Annotated in this window: 16 protein-coding genes; 12 read left to right on the top strand and 4 right to left on the bottom strand. The window is 69.1% G+C overall.

Annotation, left to right across the window (positions count from 1 at the left end):
• Nucleotide 1 precedes the first annotated feature (1 nt).
• Entirely contained in the window at nucleotides 2–583 is a 582-nt protein-coding gene (locus AB8998_RS17970) for a TetR/AcrR family transcriptional regulator (RefSeq protein WP_369739119.1), read from the bottom strand.
• Nucleotides 584–649: 66 nt separating this feature from the next.
• Nucleotides 650–3466, bottom strand: a complete 2817-nt coding sequence (locus AB8998_RS17965; protein WP_369739118.1) for an aconitate hydratase — start codon at nucleotides 3464–3466, stop codon at nucleotides 650–652.
• 241 nt (nucleotides 3467–3707) lie between these two features.
• On the opposite strand from AB8998_RS17965, the gene AB8998_RS17960 reads away from it, so the two are divergent.
• From AB8998_RS17960 to AB8998_RS17935, 6 genes are all read left to right on the top strand, one after another.
• Complete coding sequence (locus AB8998_RS17960) at nucleotides 3708–4259, top strand: Rv1476 family membrane protein (protein ID WP_369739117.1); 552 nt, start codon at nucleotides 3708–3710, stop codon at nucleotides 4257–4259.
• A gap of 231 nt (nucleotides 4260–4490) precedes the next feature.
• Complete coding sequence (gene ripA / locus AB8998_RS17955) at nucleotides 4491–5930, top strand: NlpC/P60 family peptidoglycan endopeptidase RipA (RefSeq protein ID WP_369739116.1); 1440 nt, start codon at nucleotides 4491–4493, stop codon at nucleotides 5928–5930.
• A 10-nt stretch (nucleotides 5931–5940) separates the two neighbouring features.
• On the top strand, nucleotides 5941–6669 hold the full coding sequence (gene ripB / locus AB8998_RS17950) for an NlpC/P60 family peptidoglycan endopeptidase RipB (protein WP_369739115.1): 729 nt from the start codon (nucleotides 5941–5943) through the stop codon (nucleotides 6667–6669).
• Between the two features lie 151 nt (nucleotides 6670–6820).
• Entirely contained in the window at nucleotides 6821–7954 is a 1134-nt protein-coding gene (gene moxR1, locus AB8998_RS17945; RefSeq protein WP_369739114.1) for a chaperone MoxR1, read from the top strand.
• Between the two features lie 50 nt (nucleotides 7955–8004).
• Nucleotides 8005–8916 carry a DUF58 domain-containing protein gene (locus AB8998_RS17940; protein WP_369741631.1) on the top strand — a complete coding sequence of 304 codons (912 nt, stop codon included), beginning with the start codon at nucleotides 8005–8007 and terminating at the stop codon, nucleotides 8914–8916.
• Entirely contained in the window at nucleotides 8913–9920 is a 1008-nt protein-coding gene (locus AB8998_RS17935; protein ID WP_369739113.1) for a VWA domain-containing protein, read from the top strand. The genes AB8998_RS17940 and AB8998_RS17935 overlap by 4 nt, the downstream gene beginning before the upstream one ends.
• 25 nt (nucleotides 9921–9945) lie before the next feature.
• Here AB8998_RS17935 and qcrB read toward each other — a convergent pair whose 3' ends face one another.
• Nucleotides 9946–11583, bottom strand: a complete 1638-nt coding sequence (gene qcrB, locus AB8998_RS17930; protein ID WP_369739112.1) for a cytochrome bc1 complex cytochrome b subunit — start codon at nucleotides 11581–11583, stop codon at nucleotides 9946–9948.
• 171 nt (nucleotides 11584–11754) lie between these two features.
• On the opposite strand from qcrB, the gene AB8998_RS17925 reads away from it, so the two are divergent.
• Genes AB8998_RS17925 through AB8998_RS17910 form a run of 4 tightly spaced genes read left to right on the top strand, consistent with a single transcriptional unit; the run spans nucleotide 11755 to nucleotide 15025 of the window.
• The gene (locus AB8998_RS17925) at nucleotides 11755–12324 is read left to right on the top strand and encodes a TetR/AcrR family transcriptional regulator (protein WP_369739111.1); all 570 of its coding nucleotides are present in this window, start codon (nucleotides 11755–11757) and stop codon (nucleotides 12322–12324) included.
• A gap of 52 nt (nucleotides 12325–12376) precedes the next feature.
• The gene (gene fabG1, locus AB8998_RS17920; protein WP_369739110.1) at nucleotides 12377–13144 is read left to right on the top strand and encodes a 3-oxoacyl-ACP reductase FabG1; all 768 of its coding nucleotides are present in this window, start codon (nucleotides 12377–12379) and stop codon (nucleotides 13142–13144) included.
• A gap of 45 nt (nucleotides 13145–13189) precedes the next feature.
• Nucleotides 13190–13999 carry an NADH-dependent enoyl-ACP reductase InhA gene (gene inhA / locus AB8998_RS17915; protein ID WP_369739109.1) on the top strand — a complete coding sequence of 270 codons (810 nt, stop codon included), beginning with the start codon at nucleotides 13190–13192 and terminating at the stop codon, nucleotides 13997–13999.
• 6 nt (nucleotides 14000–14005) lie between these two features.
• On the top strand, nucleotides 14006–15025 hold the full coding sequence (locus AB8998_RS17910) for a ferrochelatase (RefSeq protein WP_369739108.1): 1020 nt from the start codon (nucleotides 14006–14008) through the stop codon (nucleotides 15023–15025).
• 6 nt (nucleotides 15026–15031) lie between these two features.
• On the opposite strand, the gene AB8998_RS17905 is transcribed toward AB8998_RS17910, so the two are convergent.
• Nucleotides 15032–15952, bottom strand: a complete 921-nt coding sequence (locus AB8998_RS17905) for a hypothetical protein (protein WP_369739107.1) — start codon at nucleotides 15950–15952, stop codon at nucleotides 15032–15034.
• Nucleotides 15953–16009: 57 nt separating this feature from the next.
• Between AB8998_RS17905 and AB8998_RS17900 the strand changes: the two genes are divergently transcribed.
• Nucleotides 16010–16441, top strand: coding sequence for an NfeD family protein (locus AB8998_RS17900; protein ID WP_369739106.1), 432 nt, complete (start codon nucleotides 16010–16012; stop codon nucleotides 16439–16441).
• 37 nt (nucleotides 16442–16478) lie between these two features.
• Nucleotides 16479–17612, top strand: a complete 1134-nt coding sequence (locus AB8998_RS17895; protein ID WP_369739105.1) for an SPFH domain-containing protein — start codon at nucleotides 16479–16481, stop codon at nucleotides 17610–17612.
• The last annotated feature ends 93 nt before the right edge of the window (nucleotides 17613–17705 follow it).

Below are 17705 nucleotides of genomic sequence, written 5' to 3'. Positions count from 1 at the left end.
GTTACGCCGGTGACCGGGAGTCGTTGCGCCGCACCGACTTCTCCACCAGGTCCAGCACCGCGGCCAGCCGCCGCGGATCCTCCCCCGATGCCAGCCGCGCCACCAGGCCGTCCAGGACCAGTTCCAGATAGCACTGCAACACGTCGGCGGGGACGTCGTCGCGCACCCGCTGCGCCTCCTTCTGCCGGCGCAGCCGTTCGGTCGTTGCCGCCGCCAGTTCCGCGGACCGTTCCGCCCACCCGCGACTGAAGGCGGGGTCGTTGCGCAGCTTGCGCGCGATCTCCAGGCGGGTGGCCAGCCAGTCGAACTGCTCGGGCGCAGCGAGCATGTCGCGCATCACCTGGATGAGGCCCTCGCGGGACGCCACGTCGGCCATCCGTTCGGCGTCCTCGTGCGCCAGGGCGAAGAACAGTGCGTCCTTGTCGCGGAAATGGTGGAAGATCGCGCCGCGCGACATCCCGATCGCCTGTTCGAGCCGGCGGACGGTGGCCTTGTCGTAGCCGTACTCGGCGAAGCAATGACGGGCGCCGTCCAGGATCTGGCGGCGGCGAGCCGCCAGATGGTCCTGGCTGACCTTCGGCACAGGTGGTCGGCTAGCTCTGCGGGCGGCGGCCCGCTGCGCCGGGCCGCGCCGCGCTCGCGATCGTCACTAGCCCGACTTGAGCATGTTGCGCAACACGTACTGCAGGATGCCGCCATTGCGGTAGTAGTCCGCCTCCCCGGGGGTGTCGATGCGCACCACGGCGTCGAACTCGACCGGGTCACCGGAGTCCTTGCTGGCCTTGACGTGCACCGTCTTGGGCGTGTTGCCGTCGTTGAGCGCGCCGATCCCGGTGATGTCGAAAACCTCGGTGCCGTCTAGCCCGAGCGAACCGGCCGACTTGCCCTCGGGGAACTGCAGCGGGATGACGCCCATGCCGATCAGGTTGGACCGGTGGATGCGCTCGAACGACTCGGCGATCACCGCCCGCACGCCCAGCAGCAGCGTGCCCTTGGCCGCCCAGTCCCGCGAGGAGCCGGACCCGTATTCTTTACCGCCCAGCACCACCAGCGGAATGTTCTGTGCCGCATAGTTTTGCGCCGCGTCGTAGATGAACTCCTGCGGACCGCCCTCCTGGGTGAAGTCGCGGGTGTAGCCGCCGGAAACATCGTCGAGCAGCATGTTGCGCAGCCGGATGTTGGCGAACGTGCCGCGGATCATCACCTCGTGGTTGCCGCGCCGGGAACCGAAGGAGTTGTAGTCCTTGCGGTCCACGCCGTGCTCGTCGAGGTACTGCGCCGCCGGGGTGCCCGGTTTGATCGCGCCGGCCGGGGAGATGTGGTCGGTGGTCACCGAGTCGCCGAGCAGCGCCAGCACCCGCGCACCGGTGATGTCGTCGACCGGTTCGGGTTCCGCCGGCATGCCGGCGAAATACGGCGGCTTGCGTACGTACGTCGAGTCCTGGTCCCACTCGAAGGTGTTGCCGCTCGGGGTCGGCAGGTTGCGCCAGCGCGCGTCGCCCTTGAACACGTCGGCGTAGTTCTTGGTGAACATCTCGGAGTTGATCGCCGAGGCGATGGTGTCGGAGACGTCCTTCTGCGACGGCCAGATGTCCTTGAGGAAGACGTCTTTGCCGTTCTCGTCTTTGCCCAGCGGCTCGGACTCGAAGTCGAAGTCCATGGTGCCGGCCAGCGCGTAGGCGACCACCAGCGGCGGCGACGCCAGATAGTTCATCTTCACGTCGGGGTTGATGCGGCCCTCGAAGTTCCGGTTGCCCGACAGCACCGCGGTCACCGCGAGGTCGTTGTCGTTGACGGCCTTGGAGACGTCCTCGGGCAGCGGCCCGGAGTTGCCGATGCAGGTGGTGCACCCGTAGCCCACGAGGTAGAAGCCGAGCTTTTCCAGGTACGGCCACAGGCCGGCCTTCTCGTAGTAGTCGTGGACCACCTGCGAGCCGGGCGCCATCGAGGTCTTCACCCACGGCTTGGTCGCCAGGCCCTTCTCGACGGCGTTGCGCGCCAGCAGCGCCGCGCCCAGCATCACCTCGGGGTTGGACGTGTTGGTGCAGGACGTGACCGCGGCGATCACCACCGCGCCGTGGTCGATCACGAATTCGCCGAGCTCCTCGGATTTCACGGTCACCGGGTTGCTCGGACGGCCGTTGGCGTGTTGGGCGGCCGATACCTCGGGAGCGTCGTCGTGGTCGTTGGAGGACAGCGACGACGGGTCGCTGGCGGGGAAGCTCTCGTCGACGGCTTCGTCCAGCTTCGAGTACTCCGCGGTGTCCTGACTGTCGTCGACATAGCCGGGGAGTTGCCGGCGGAACGTTGCCTTGGCTTGCGACAACGGGATTCGGTCCTGCGGACGCTTGGGTCCGGCGATCGAGGGCACCACGTCGGCCAGGTCGAGCTCGAGGTATTCGGAGAAGGTGGGTTCGTGCCCGGGGTCGTGCCACATGCCCTGCTCCTTGGCGTAGGCCTCGACCAGCGCCACTTGCTCCTCGCTGCGCCCGGTGAACCGCAGGTAGGAGATGGTCTCCTCGTCGACCGGGAAAATAGCTGCGGTGGAACCGAATTCGGGACTCATGTTGCCCAGCGTGGCGCGGTTGGCCAACGGCACCTCGGCGACGCCCTCGCCGTAGAACTCGACGAACTTGCCGACCACACCGTGCTCGCGCAGCATCTGGGTGACGGTCAGCACCACGTCGGTGGCCGTGACACCCGGTTGGATCTCGCCGGTCAGCTTGAAGCCGACCACCCGTGGGATCAGCATCGACACCGGCTGGCCCAGCATCGCCGCCTCGGCCTCGATGCCGCCCACGCCCCAGCCCAGCACACCCAGGCCGTTGACCATCGTGGTATGCGAGTCGGTGCCCACGCACGTGTCCGGGTAGGCGACCCCGTCGCGTTCCATGACGACACGCGCCAGGTATTCGATGTTGACCTGGTGCACGATGCCGGTGCCCGGGGGGACCACCTTGAAGTCCCGGAACGCGCCCTGGCCCCAGCGCAGGAACTGGTAACGCTCGCCGTTGCGCTGGTACTCGAGCTCGACGTTGCGCTCGAACGCGTCGGGGGTGCCGAACAGGTCGGCGATCACCGAGTGGTCGATCACCAGGTCGGCGGGTGCGAGCGGGTTGACCTTGTCCGGGTTACCGCCCAGATCGCCGATGGCCTCGCGCATGGTGGCCAGGTCGACGATGCAGGGCACGCCGGTGAAGTCCTGCATGATGACGCGGGCGGGCGTGTACTGGATCTCGATGCTGGGCTCGGCCTCGGGGTCCCAGTTCGCAATGGCTTCGATGTGGTCCTTGGTGATGTTGCTGCCGTCCTCGTTGCGCAGCAGGTTCTCGGCGAGCACCTTGAGGCTGTACGGGAGTTTCCCGGTGTTGGGGACGGCGTCCAGGCGATAGATCTGGTAACTCTTGTCGCCGACCTTCAGGTCGTTTCGGGCTCCGAACGAGTTCACAGGATCCTTGCTAGTCACATCAACTCCCGGGGATTGAGTTCTTGCGCCGACGGGCCGTGCCGGCGGAGCCACTTTAACAGTACGGTTGTCCTGCATTGCGACCGCACGCGTACCTCCCCAGTCTTGTCGCCTCCAGCGCGGGTTTAAACCCCCCGTTACCGCTCGATCGCCCGCCATCTCCGCGCGTCGGCGCCCGTGCGGCGTGGCCGGCCCGGGGGGTCGCGTACCGTTTCTGTAGCCGTGCGGAAGGAGCGACGCGATGACGGGCCACGATTCCTTCGGCCTCCTGCCCACCTACATTCCGCAGGACGTCGACATGACCGTGGTCAAGGCACAGGTGGCGGCGGACGGGGTCAGCGCCCCGCCGGCGGCGGTGCCGGGACTGCTCGATGTGGTAAACCAGGCACGCGCCGAGGGTATCGACCTCAAGATCGTGCTGCTCGACCACAATCCGCCCAACGACACGCCCCTGCGCGACATCTCCACGGTGGTGGGCGCCGACTATCCGGACGCCACGGTCCTCACGCTCAGCCCCAGCTATGTCGGCAGCTACAGCACGCGGTTCCCGCGTGTGACGCTCGAGGCCGGCGAGGACCACTCCAAGACGGGCAACCCGGTGGTCTCGGCCCAGAACTTCCTGCATGCGCTGGAGACGCCCGAATTCCCTTGGACCGGGCTGACCATAGTGCTGTTGGTCGGGGTGCTCGCGACCGCCGTCGGCACCCGGTTCCTGCAGCTGCGCGGACGGCGTGCGGCAACGTCGGCCATCGCTGCCGACGCTTCGGCGGCCGAGCCCGCCGAAGGTTCCTGACAAGGGAATTCGGTCTGAGTCGTCGTCGGGGCGCAACCCCGGTGATCACGACTGGCAAAGGCGACGGGTAACCGTTCGGTCACATTAAACGCACGTCCAGAATGCAGTTTGTGACCACCGTTTCCACAGCGGCATCTGTGACGTACGGTGCAAATGATGCTCGTGTTATCTATGGCGCCTTACGTCACGATCTGCGCCGTCCGTTCGCGTCAGACGTAGGAGACCTGTCGAATGAGAGGCACCATCCGGGGCTTTTCTGGGCGACCGGCCGCAAGGCTGGGCCGGCCGGTCATCCCGACGGTCCTGGGTTCGCTCGTCAGCGCGGCGCTGCTGGTGGGCACGCCCGGGCTCGCGCACGGTGATCCCGTTGCCGACAAACTGGCGGCGGCGATCGCCAACGTCGCCAAGGCCAACCAGCGCCTGGAGGACCTGAACGCCGAAATCCAGACGGAGCTCGAAAGCGTCAACAAGGCCATGGTCGACGTCGAGACCGCGCGGGACGACGCCGCCGCGGCCCAACACGACGTCGAGACCAGCCGGGGCGCCGTCAGGGACGCCGATGCGGCGATCGCCGGGGCGCAGCGCCGCTTCGACCACTTCGCGGCGGCTGTGTACATGAACGGGCCGTCGGGCAGCTACCTGACCGCGACCAGCCCCGAAGACATCCTCGCCACCGCGGCGACCGCCCAGGCCCTGACCGCCAGTTCGCAGTCTGCGCTGGACAAGCTGCAGCGCGCCCGCACCGAGCAGGTGAACCGGGAGTCGGCGGCGCGGCTTGCCAAGCAGAAGGCCGACAAGGCGGCCGCCGACGCCAAGGCCAGCCAGGATGCGGCCGTCGCCGCGCTGGTGGACTCCAAGAACAAGTTCGTCCGGCAACGCGAGGAGGTCACCCGCCTGGCCGCCGAGCGCGACGAGGCTCAGGCCACGCTGGAGGCCGCGAAACGCGAGGCCGCGCGCAAATGGTCGGCGGGCGGCGGCGGATCCGGCGCCCCGCCGTCCGGTGACCGCTGGGAATCCGGCGGTTCCGCCGCGCCGGCGGCCGGGGGGCGCAAGTGGGACGGCGCCTGGGACCCGACGCTTCCGATGGTGCCCAGCGCCAACGTCCCCGGCGACCCGGTCGCGGTGGTCAACCAGGTGCTGGGTTACTCGGCGACCTCGGCTCAGGTCACCGCCAGCATGGGACGAAAGTTCCTGCAGGGCCTGGGCATTCTCAAACCGGACGACACCGGCTTCACCAACGCCCCGGGCCGGATCCCGAGGGTCTACGGGCGGCAGGCCTCCGAGTACGTGATCCGGCGCGGGATGTCGCAGATCGGGGTGCCGTACTCCTGGGGCGGCGGCAACGCGGCCGGCCCCAGCAAGGGCATCGACTCGGGGGCCGGGACCGTCGGCTTCGACTGCTCGGGCCTGGTGCTGTATTCGTTCGCGGGGGTGGGCATCAAGCTGCCGCACTACTCGGGGGCGCAGTACAACCTGGGCCGCAAGATCCCGTCGGCGCAGATGCGCCGCGGCGACGTCATCTTCTACGGACCTGGCGGCAGTCAGCACGTGACCATCTATCTCGGCAACGGGCAGATGCTCGAGGCCCCCGACGTCGGGCTGAAGGTGCGCGTCGCGCCCGTGCGCACCAGCGGCATGACGCCCTACGTGGTCCGCTACATCGATTACTGAGCGAGGAGCCATGCGCCGCAATCGGTTTCGCCTCACCAAGCTCGTCTGGATCACCACCGTGGTGACCGGGCTGATAGTGTCCGCGGCCGGCCGCGCACCCGTGGCCACCGCCGACCCCGGCCCCTGGGACCCCACACTGCCGGCCATGATCAGCGCGGGCGCGCCGGGGGACCCGCTCGCGGTCGCCAACGCGTCGCTGCAGGCGACCGCGCAGGCCACCCAGACCACCTTCGATCTGGGCAGGCAGTTCCTGGGCGGTCTGGGTATCAACCTTCCCGGCGGCGAGGCTCCCGCCGCCGCCACCAATCCCGGCGGCAAGATCCCGCGCGTCTACGGCCGCCAGGCCATCGAGTACGTGATCAAGCGGGGCGGCTCCCAGATGGGCGTGCCCTACTCCTGGGGCGGGGGCTCGCTGCAGGGGCCCAGCAAGGGCGTCGGCGACGGCGCCAACATCACCGGCTTCGACTGCTCGGGGTTGATGCGGTACGCCTTCGCCGGCGTCGGTGTGCTGATCCCGCGGTTCTCCGGTGACCAGTACAACGCCGGCCGCCACATCCCGCCGAGCCAGGCCCGCCGCGGCGACCTGATCTTCTACGGCCCCGGCGGAGGCCAGCACGTGACCATGTACCTGGGCAACGGCCAGATGCTCGAGGCCTCCGGAAGCGCCGGCAAGGTCACCGTCAGCCCGGTGCGCAAGCCCGGCATGACGCCCTACCTGACTAGGATCATCGAGTACTGACCCAGGCGCGGGTCGCCCGGGTGATTGCCGGGTGCAGCCGCGGCGTCGACGGAATCCGGCGGGCCTGGAATAGTTGGACGCGGGCACGTGACTGCCCCACGATTTCGGTCGTGCCGGCATATGTGTCCGATTGAGCTGTGGAGGGTTGCTAATGACATCAGCAGGCGGGCCGCCCCCGGGCGCCAGCGGTTACTCGGGCCCGGGCGCGCACGTCGCCTCGCCGGCCCAGGACGGACCCTCCGTCGGCGGTGACGGGCTGGCGGCCGAGGTCCACACGCTGGAACGGGCGATCTTCGAGGTCAAGCGGATCATCGTCGGCCAGGACCAGCTGGTGGAGCGGATGCTCGTCGGCCTGCTGTCGAAGGGACATGTGCTGCTCGAGGGGGTTCCCGGCGTGGCCAAGACGCTGGCCGTGGAAACCTTCGCCAAGGTCGTCGGCGGCACGTTCGCGCGCATCCAGTTCACGCCCGACCTGGTGCCCACCGACATCATCGGTACCCGCATCTACCGGCAGGGCCGCGAGGAGTTCGACACCGAGCTCGGCCCCGTGGTGGTCAACTTCCTGCTCGCCGACGAGATCAACCGCGCCCCGGCCAAGGTGCAGTCGGCGCTGCTGGAGGTCATGCAGGAACGGCACGTGTCGATCGGCGGCAAGACCTTCGACCTGCCCAACCCGTTCCTGGTGATGGCCACGCAGAACCCCATCGAGCACGAGGGCGTCTACCCGCTGCCCGAGGCGCAGCGGGACCGCTTCCTGTTCAAGATCAACGTCGGCTACCCCTCGCCCGAGGAGGAGCGCGAGATCATCTACCGGATGGGCGTGAAGCCGCCGCAGCCCAAGCAGATCATGAATCCCGGCGACCTGCTGCGCCTGCAGGACATCGCGGCCAACAACTTCGTCCACCACGCGCTGGTCGACTACGTGGTGCGCGTGGTCACCGCCACCCGCCATCCCGAGCAGCTCGGGATGAACGACGTCAAGTCCTGGATCTCGTTCGGGGCCTCCCCACGCGCCTCGCTGGGGATCATCGCCGCCTCGCGCTCGCTGGCGCTGGTGCGCGGGCGCGACTACGTGATCCCGCAGGACATCGTCGAGGTGATCCCCGATGTGCTGCGCCACCGGCTGGTGCTGACCTACGACGCGCTGGCCGACGAGATCTCTGCCGAGGTCGTCATCAACCGGGTGCTGCAGACGGTTGCCCTCCCGCAGGTGAACGCCGTTCCGCAGCAAGGCCAATCGGTGCCGCCGGTGATGCAGGCCGCGGGCGTGGCCAGCGGTCGGTGACCGACACCGACCCCGCCGCGGTGCCTGCGGCTCCTCGCCATCCACCGTCGATGCAGCGCGGGCAGATCAACGACCCGAAGCTGTCGGCGGCGCTGCGCACCCTCGAGCTCACCGTGCGGCGCAAGCTGGACGGCGTGCTGCACGGCAATCACCTCGGGCTGATCCCCGGGCCGGGCAGCGAACCGGGGGAGTCGCGGGAGTACCAGCCCGGGGACGACGTCCGCCGGATGGACTGGGCGGTCACCGCGCGCACCACGCATCCCCACGTGCGGCAGATGATCGCCGACCGGGAGCTCGAGACCTGGCTGGTGGTCGACATGTCGGCCAGCCTGGACTTCGGCACCGTGGGATGCGAGAAGCGCGACCTGGCGGTGGCGGCGGCGGCCGCGATCACCTACCTCAACAGCGGGGGCGGCAACCGGCTCGGCGCGCTGATCACCAACGGCGAGAGGATGATCCGCGTGCCCGCGCGGTCCGGACGCCAGCACGAGCAGACGCTGCTGCGCACCATCGCCACCACCCCGCGGGCGCCGATCGGGGTGCGCGGGGATCTGGCCACGGCCATCGACGCGCTGCGCCGCCCGGAGCGTCGGCGCGGTATGGCGGTCATCATCAGCGACTTCCTGGGGCCGATCAACTGGATGCGCCCGCTGCGGGCGATCGCGGCCCGCCACGAGGTGCTGGCCATCGAGGTGCTCGACCCCCGCGATGTCGAACTGCCCGACGTCGGCGACGTCGTGCTGCAGGACGCCGAGTCCGGGCTGACCCGCGAGTTCACCATCGACGCCCAGCTGCGCGACGACTTCGCCAAGGCGGCCGCGGCGCACCGCGCCGACGTCGCGCGCACGATCCGCGGTTGCGGCGCACCGGTTTTGACGCTGCGCACCGACCGGGACTGGCTCGCCGACATCGTGCGTTTCGTGGAGTCCCGGCGGCGTGGGGCACTGGCGGGGCGGCAGTGACGTTGCCGTTGCTCGGCCCGATGTCGTTGTCCGGCTTCGAACACGCGTGGTTTTTCCTGTTCCTGCTGGTGGTCGCCGGGCTGGCCGTGCTCTACGTGCTGATGCAGTTGGCCCGGCAGCGGCGGATTCTGCGGTTCGCGAACATGGAGCTGCTGGAAAGCGTCGCGCCCAAGCGGCCGGCCAAGTGGCGGCACGTGCCGGCGATCCTGCTGGTGGCCGCGCTGGTGTTGCTCACCGTCGCGATGGCCGGCCCCACCCGCGACGTGCGGATTCCGCGCAACCGCGCGGTGGTGATGCTGGTGATAGACGTGTCGCAGTCGATGCGCGCCACGGACGTCGCGCCCAACCGGATGGTCGCCGCGCAGGAGGCCGCCAAGCAGTTCGCCGAGGAGCTGACCCCGGGTATCAACCTCGGGCTGATCTCCTATGCGGGCACCGCGACGGTGCTGGTGTCGCCGACCACCAACCGGGATGCGACCAAGAACGCGCTCGGCAAGCTGCAGTTCGCCGACCGGACCGCCACGGGTGAGGCCATCTTCACCGCGCTGCAGGCGATCGCGACGGTCGGTGCGGTGATCGGGGGCGGCGACACCCCGCCCCCGGCGCGCATCGTGTTGTTCTCCGACGGCAAGGAGACGATGCCGACCAGCCCCGACAACCCCAAGGGCGCGTTCACCGCCGCGCGCACCGCCAAGGACCAGGGGGTGCCGATCTCGACGATCTCGTTCGGCACGCCCTACGGCTTCGTCGAGATCAACGACCAGCGTCAGCCGGTGCCCGTCGACGACGAGACGCTCAAGAAGGTGGCCCAGCTGTCCGGCGGCAATTCCTACAGCGCGTCGAACCTGCAGGAGCTGAAGGCCGTCTACGCCTCGCTGCAGCAGCAGATCGGCTACGAGACCATCAAGGGCGACGCCAGTGCCGGCTGGCTGCGGCTGGGGGCGCTGGTGCTGGCGCTGGCGGCGCTGGCGGCGCTGCTGATCAACCGCCGCCTGCCCGCCTGACGGCCCTGCCCGGCTCGGTGCGCCGTTACGGCTCCGGATCGTGGCCGTTGTCGCCGTTCTGGCGCCCGCGCAGCGCCGTCAGGGCGCGCCGTTCGCCGGCGTGGGCCGCCTCGCGCAGGGCCGCCGCTTCGGCGGGTGGATCGGCGAACAGGAGGCTGCCGGCGCCCGGTCGGCCGCCCGCGCCGAGTTTGTTCACGCGCTTGGGCACCGGAGCGCCCTGGTAGGGCAGCGGGACGGGGTGGCCGTGCTCGTCGACCGGGCCCAGCGGCTGGTGCACCTCGATGTAGGCGCCGTGTGGCAGGCGCTTGATGATGCCGGTTTCGATGCCGTGCTCGAGCACCGCGCGGTCGCTGCGCTGCAGACTCACACACCAGCGGTAGGTGACGAAGTAGACGATCGGCGGGAGCACCACCATCCCGATGCGCCCGATCCAGGTCGTCGCGTTCAGCGAGATGTCGAACTTGTAGGCGATGAGGTCGTTGAACGACGAGAACGTCAACACGAGGTAGAACGCGATCGCCATGGCCCCGATGGACGTGCGCACGGGGACGTCGCGCGGACGCTGCAGCAGATTGTGGTGGGCGGCGTCGCCGCTGAACCGCCTTTCCAGGAACGGGTAGGCGATGAGGACGGCGAAGATCACGCCCATCAGCACCGCGACGGCCACGGCGGCCGGAACGGTGTGGTGCCAGAAGTACAACTCCCAGGCCGGCCACAGCCGCACCAGCCCGTCGGTCCACATCAGGTAGAAGTCGGGCTGCGAGCCGGCCGAGACGTGGGATGGCTTGTAGGGGCCCAGGTTCCAGATCGGGTTGATCTGCATCAGGCCACCCATCAGTCCCAGCACGCCGACGATGGCCGCGAAGAACGCGCCGGACTTCACCGCGAACACCGGCATCACCCGCACGCCGACAACATTGCGCTCGGTGCGGCCCGGCCCGGGGAACTGGGTGTGCTTCTGGAACCACACCAGCGCCAGGTGTAGTCCGATCAGCGCCAGCATGATGCCCGGGAAGATCAGGATGTGGATCGCATACAGCCGCGGGATCAGGACGTCGCCGGGGAAGTCCCCGCCGAACAACGCCCAGTGCAGCCAGGTGCCGATCACGGGGATTCCCAAGGTGATCGACGACAGGGCGGCCCGCAGGCCGGTGCCCGAGAGCAGGTCGTCGGGCAGCGAGTAGCCGAAGAAGCCCTCGAACATGGCCAGGATCAGCAGCAGCGACCCGATCACCCAGTTGGCCTCGCGCGGCCGCCGGAACGCGCCGGTGAAAAAGACGCGAGCCAGGTGCACCATGATCGCGGCGGCGAACATCAGCGCGGCCCAGTGGTGGATCTGGCGCATGAACAACCCGCCGCGCACCTCGAAGGAGATGTCGACGGTCGAGGCGTAGGCCTTCGACATCTCGATGCCGCGCAGCGGCTGATAGACGCCCTTGTAGGTGACCTCGGTCATCGACGGGTCGAAGAACAGGGTCAGGTACACGCCGGTGAGCAGCAGCACGACGAAGCTGTACAGCGCGATCTCGCCGAGCAGGAACGACCAGTGCGTCGGGAACACCTTGTTCAGCTGGCGGCGCAGCGCCGCCGACGGGTGGTAGCGGGTGTCGATCTCGTCGGCTCTGCGGGCCAGCCGTGCACCCGCTTCGTTCTTCCGGTCCATGCGGTTCACTCCCAAGTCCACGGCGCTGGATTCACCAACCGTACAGTAATGAACTAACAGACCACTAGTGATCGAGGGGTATGATTCTGGTCTCCTTGTTCATCGGATAGTTTTCTTTGCGGACCACCCGTGAACCGCTCGAGCGCTCGCCGCGGGAAAGGAAGCGCACCGATGACCGACCGCGGCCGCCCATCGAGCGCGCCGGGCGAAGACGCCCGGATCACCCGAACCCGGGCCGACGTCGCGCGTACGGCCTTCGACGTGCTCGTCGAGGAGGGCTCCGAGGCGCTCACGCACGCTCGCGTCGCCGAGAAGGCCGGCTATTCCAAGACCACGCTCTACAAGCACTGGCCGTCGCGCCCCGACCTCGCCGCACTCGCCTTGGAGTCCCTGCGGAACTTCGAACACCACGAGCCCACCGGCGATCTGCGCGCCGATCTGATCGGGGAGCTCAAGACGTTCCGGCAGGCGGTGCTCGACCTGCGCCTGGACCGGGTGCTTGCCGCGATGGCCGAGTGGGCGATGGCCGATGCGATGAACCGGGTCAGGGACGAAATCAATTCCGAAGGCCAGCGGCCGATCCGCACGATGCTCGCCCAGGCCTTCGCGGAGGGGCCGGAGTTGGAGGCGGCGGTCTCCATGCTCTCCGGCGTGGTCGCCTGCCCGTCGCTGATGTTCGGCACGGTGCCCGGCGACGACGTCATCGAGGCCGCCGTCGACATCGTCCTGCGCCGTCGTTGAGTCGCGGCGAGCCGATTGCAGTCCCCGCCCGGCAAGGCGCTAGGTTGACGGAGTGACTGACACAGCCACCGACGCCACCACCGAGAACGCCGCCGAAGCGGTCAGGCCCCCGTTCGTGTCCCGTTCCGTCCTGGTCACGGGCGGCAACCGGGGGATCGGCCTGGCGATCGCGCGGCGGCTGGCCGCCGACGGACACAAGGTGGCCGTCACCCACCGCGGATCCGGGGTGCCCGAGGGGCTGTTCGGCGTCGAGTGCGACGTCACCGACGAGGCCGCCGTCGACCGCGCCTTCAAGCAGGTCGAGGAGCACCAGGGCCCCGTCGAGGTGTTGGTGTCCAACGCCGGCGTGTCTGCGGACGCCTTCCTCATCCGGATGACCGTGGAGAAGTTCCAGAAGGTCATCGACGCCAATCTCACCGGGGCTTTCCGGGTGGCTCAGCGGGCGTCGCGCAGCATGCAGAAGAAGCGGTTCGGCCGGATGATCTTCATCGGTTCGGTCTCCGGCACCTGGGGCATCGGCAACCAGGCCAACTACGCGGCCTCCAAGGCCGGCGTGATCGGCATGGCCCGCTCGATCTCCCGGGAGCTGTCGAAGGCCAACGTGACCGCGAACGTGGTTGCCCCGGGCTACATCGACACCGACATGACCCGTGCGCTCGACGAGCGCATCCAGGAGGGCGCCCTGCAATTCATCCCGGCGAAGCGGGTCGGCACCGCCGCCGAGGTCGCCGGGGTGGTCAGCTTCCTGGCGTCCGAGGACGCCAGTTACATCTCCGGTGCGGTCATCCCGGTCGACGGCGGCATGGGCATGGGCCACTGAGCCAGAACTGAGCCACCACTGAGCCAGAAGGAAACAAGGACGGACATGGCAGGACTGCTCGAAGGCAAACGAATCCTGGTCAGCGGGATCATCACCGACTCGTCGATCGCGTTCCACATCGCCAAGGTGGCTCAGGAGGCGGGGGCGCAGTTGGTGCTGACCGGGTTCGACCGGTTGCGGCTGATCCAGCGCATCGCCGACAGGCTCCCCGAGAAGGCGCCGCTGATCGAGCTCGACGTGCAGAACGAGGAGCACCTGAACACGCTCGCCGACCGGGTGAGCGAGGCGATCGGGCGGGACCACAAGCTCGACGGCGTGGTGCACTCGATCGGCTTCATGCCGCAGACCGGGATGGGCATCAACCCGTTCTTCGACGCCCCCTACGAAGACGTCTCCAAGGGCATCCATATCTCGGCGTTCTCCTACGCCTCCCTGGCGAAGGCGTTGTTGCCCATCATGAATCCCGGCGGCAGCATCGTCGGGATGGATTTCGACCCGAGCCGTGCCATGCCCGCCTACAACTGGATGACCGTGGCCAAGAGCGCGCTGGAATCGGTGAACCGGTTCGTGGCCCGCGAGGCCGGCAAGTACGGTGTGCGCTCCAATCTCGTTGCCGCCGGGCCGATCCGGACGCTGGCCATGAGCGCGATCGTCGGCGGCGCGCTGGGCGACGAAGCCGGCGCCCAGATGCAGCTGCTCGAGCAGGGCTGGGACCAGCGCGCGCCCATCGGCTGGAACATGAAGGACCCCACGCCGGTTGCCAAGACCGTGTGCGCGGTGCTCTCCGACTGGCTGCCGGCCACGACTGGGACCATCATCTTCGCCGATGGCGGCGCCAGCACCCAATTACTGTAGGCACCAATGCAATTCGATGCCGTCCTGCTGCTGTCGTTCGGCGGGCCGGAAGGTCCCGAGCAGGTGCGGCCGTTCCTGGAGAACGTCACCCGCGGCCGTGGCGTTCCGCCCGAACGCCTCGACGAGGTCGCGCAACACTACCTGCACTTCGGCGGGGTGTCGCCGATCAACGGGATCAACCGGGCGCTGATCGCCGAGTTGCAGACAGAAACCGGGCTACCGGTGTACTTCGGCAACCGCAACTGGGAGCCCTACGTCGAGGAAACCGTTGCCACGATGCGCGACAACGGCGTTCGGCGGGCGGCGGTGTTCACCACGTCGGCGTGGAGCGGGTATTCCAGCTGCACCCAGTACGTCGAGGACATCGCCCGGGCCCGGCGGGTGACCGGGCCGGGAGCGCCCGAGCTGGTCAAGCTGCGGCCCTACTTCGACCACCCGCTGTTCGTTGAGATGTTCGCCGAGTCGATCGCTGCGGCCGCCGCCACGATGCCTCCCGGGCGACGCGATGCCGCGCGGCTGGTGTTCACCGCGCATTCGGTGCCGGTGGCCGCCGACCGGCGCTGCGGCCCGAACCTCTACAGCCGCCAAGTCGGTTATGCCGCAAGGCTGGTCGCGGCGGCCGCCGGCTACGCCGAGCACGACGTGGTGTGGCAGTCGCGGTCGGGCCCGCCACAGGTGCCCTGGCTGGAACCCGACGTCGCCGACCACCTGGGGGCGCTGGCGAAGGGCGGCAACGACGCCGTCGTCGTGTGCCCGATCGGCTTCGTCGCCGACCACATCGAAGTGGTGTGGGACCTCGACCACGAGTTGCGCCTGCAGGCCGAGGCGGCGGGCATCGCGTTGGCCCGGGCTGCAACACCCAACGCCGACAGGCGATTCGCCCAGCTGGCCGCCGGTTTGATCGACGAACTGCGCGACGACCGCACGCCGCTGCGGGTGGGCGGCCGGAATCCGGTGCCCGGCTGCCTGGCCAGCGTCAACGGCGAGCCGTGCCGCCCGCCGCACTGCGTGGCGCCGCAACAGTAGCGACCCTCACTCCGTCCACGCCGAGTGCAGGATCGCGGTGACGGCGGCCATCCGCGCCGAACGCACCACCGCGTTCAGCGGCAGCAGCGCGTCGTTGGCGATGCGGGACTCGGAGGAGGATTGCGCCGCGATCGGTTCCAGCCCGGCGAACCCGCCCCGGGGGGAGTCCGACAATCGGCTGAGCCCGGCGCTGACCGCGATGATGGCGTCGACGTGCGCGGCGTTCTCCAGCACCCGCAGTGCGCGTGACGGTGCATGGTCGGGAATCCGGTGCTGCCGTGTGGATTCCAGCAGCTGCTCGACGAGCCCGCGCGGGTCGTCGACGTCGGACGATGCCGACCCGAGACCGAGGGTGCCCAGCGCGTCGGCGGCCGACCGCACGGCCGAGCGCAGCGAGTACTCGGCGTCACCGAGGTCGTGGTGATGCGGCACCGGCACACCGGGCAGCGAGTAGACCGTCCAGGACAGCGCGGACGATTCGGGCAGGCCCGCGTCGTCGTCGGCGTCCTCGAAGTCGCCGTAGCCGAACTCGGGCACCAGTCCGACGGTGCTGCCGGGAGCGCCGGGGCCGGCAACGATGATCGCCTCGCCCGCGGCCAGGGCGTCGCGCTGAAACTGGGTTCCGGCGGCCAGCCCCCGCACGTCGCCGGGCACCGGCAGCAGCACGTTGATGCTGCCGCGCAGACCGCCGGGACCACCCGCCGGGCGCCCCACCGCCGTGCGCAGGGTCTGCAACAGCGACACCGCCCCGGCGTCGTTGACGTCGGGCCAGGGCAGGCCGGTGTGGCCCGCGGCGACCGCATCATACGCGGTCACGGATTGCTTTGGCGCCCAGAGGGATAACGCGTCCAGGACGTCATCGGGCGCGGCCTTGCCCGCGAGCCAGGCGTTGCCCCACAGGGACAGCGAAACACTGGGACACCACACGATGTCGCAGTGTAGTTGCTTTGTCCCGCATCGGCCGATCACGCGTATTCTGGCCGCATGCCCGGCGCGGCGCTCTGGCTGATCTTCGCACTGGTGCTCTCCGGCGCGGAGGCCCTCACCGGCGACATGTTCCTGCTCATGCTCGGTGGCGGCGCGCTGGCTGCCTCGGCGGTCTCCTGGCTGGCGGACTGGCCGATCTGGGCCGACGGGCTGGTGTTCCTGATCGTCTCGGTCCTGCTGCTGGTGCTGGTCCGGCCGGCGCTGCGGCGCAAGCTGACGCCCCGGGCGCCGCAGCTGGGCATCCAGGCGCTGGAGGGCAAGAATGCGCTGGTGCTCGACCGGGTGGCCCGCGATGCGGGCCAGGTCAAGCTCGACGGCCAGGTGTGGACGGCCCGGCCGCTGAACGACGGCGATGTCTACGAACCGGGGGAGTCGGTCACCGTCGTGCACATCGACGGCGCCACCGCGGTGGTGTTCAGGACCGCGTGACGGCGTTCGACAGACGCTGCGAGAGAAAGGAACTCCGGTGCAAGGAGCGGTAGCCGGCCTGGTGTTGCTGGTGGTTTTGGTGATCTTCGCCGTCGTCGTGGTGGCCAAGTCGGTCGCGCTCATCCCGCAGGCCGAGGCGGCGGTGATCGAACGGCTGGGCCGGTACAGCCGCACGGTCAGCGGTCAGCTGACCCTGTTGGTTCCGTTCATCGACCGCGTGCGCGCGCGGGTGGATTTGCGCGAGCGGGTGGTGTCGTTCCCGCCGCAGCCGGTGATCACCGAGGACAACCTGACCCTCAACATCGACACCGTGGTCTACTTTCAGGTCACCAGTCCGCAGGCGGCCGTGTACGAGATCAGCAACTACATCGTCGGGGTCGAGCAGCTCACCACCACCACGCTGCGCAACGTCGTCGGCGGCATGACGCTGGAGGAGACCCTGACCTCCCGCGAGGTGATCAACGCCCAGCTCCGCGGCGTGCTCGACGAGGCCACCAACCGGTGGGGCCTGCGGGTGGCGCGGGTCGAGTTGCGCAGCATCGACCCACCGCCGTCGATCCAGGCCTCGATGGAGAAGCAGATGAAGGCCGACCGCGAGAAGCGGGCCATGATTCTGACCGCCGAAGGCATGCGGGAGTCGTCGATCAAGGAGGCCGAGGGGCAGAAGCAGGCGCAGATCCTGGCCGCCGAGGGCGCCAAGCAGGCCGCGATCCTTGCCGCCGAGGCCGACCGGCAGTCCCGCATGCTGCGCGCCCAGGGCGAGCGCGCCGCGGCCTACCTGCAGGCGCAGGGGCAGGCCAAGGCCATCGAGAAGACGTTCGCCGCGATCAAGGCCGCGCGGCCCACCCCGGAGTTGCTGGCCTACCAGTACCTGCAGACGCTGCCGGAGATGGCGCGCGGTGACGCCAACAAGGTGTGGGTGGTGCCCAGCGACTTCAACGCCGCGCTGCAGGGTTTCACCCGGATGCTGGGCAAGCCGGGCGAGGACGGGGTGTTCCGGTTCGAGCCGTCGCCGGTTGACGAGGCGCCGCAGCGCGAGACCGATGACGCCGAGGTCGCCGACTGGTTTTCGACTGAGACTGATCCGGCGATCGCGCGGGCGGTGGCCAGGGCCGAGGCGATTGCGCAGAAGCCGGTGGAGGGTCACCGGCCGCCGGAATTGGGCCAATAGTCAACAGATCGGCGCGCGGGACGAGAGCGTGCCGTGTCGGCGTCGGTCGCCGGTTATAGCAGGCCGCCGCCGTTGCCGCCGGCGCCGCCGGCG

The organism is Mycobacterium sp. HUMS_12744610, assembly GCF_041206865.1.
Lineage (GTDB): Bacteria > Actinomycetota > Actinomycetes > Mycobacteriales > Mycobacteriaceae > Mycobacterium > Mycobacterium servetii.
Note: the sequence above shows the minus strand (reverse complement) of the source record. Positions and strands in the feature narration are given on the sequence as shown.

Coding starts and splice junctions, on each gene's coding strand:
- AB8998_RS17940 (WP_369741631.1), top strand. CDS start 8,005: ATGCAGCGCGGGCAGATCAACGACCCGAAGCTGTCGGCGGCGCTGCGC.
- ripB (WP_369739115.1), top strand. CDS start 5,941: ATGCGCCGCAATCGGTTTCGCCTCACCAAGCTCGTCTGGATCACCACC.
- AB8998_RS17910 (WP_369739108.1), top strand. CDS start 14,006: ATGCAATTCGATGCCGTCCTGCTGCTGTCGTTCGGCGGGCCGGAAGGT.
- AB8998_RS17960 (WP_369739117.1), top strand. CDS start 3,708: ATGACGGGCCACGATTCCTTCGGCCTCCTGCCCACCTACATTCCGCAG.
- moxR1 (WP_369739114.1), top strand. CDS start 6,821: ATGACATCAGCAGGCGGGCCGCCCCCGGGCGCCAGCGGTTACTCGGGC.
- inhA (WP_369739109.1), top strand. CDS start 13,190: ATGGCAGGACTGCTCGAAGGCAAACGAATCCTGGTCAGCGGGATCATC.
- AB8998_RS17925 (WP_369739111.1), top strand. CDS start 11,755: ATGACCGACCGCGGCCGCCCATCGAGCGCGCCGGGCGAAGACGCCCGG.
- qcrB (WP_369739112.1), bottom strand. CDS start 11,583: ATGGACCGGAAGAACGAAGCGGGTGCACGGCTGGCCCGCAGAGCCGAC.
- AB8998_RS17900 (WP_369739106.1), top strand. CDS start 16,010: ATGCCCGGCGCGGCGCTCTGGCTGATCTTCGCACTGGTGCTCTCCGGC.
- ripA (WP_369739116.1), top strand. CDS start 4,491: ATGAGAGGCACCATCCGGGGCTTTTCTGGGCGACCGGCCGCAAGGCTG.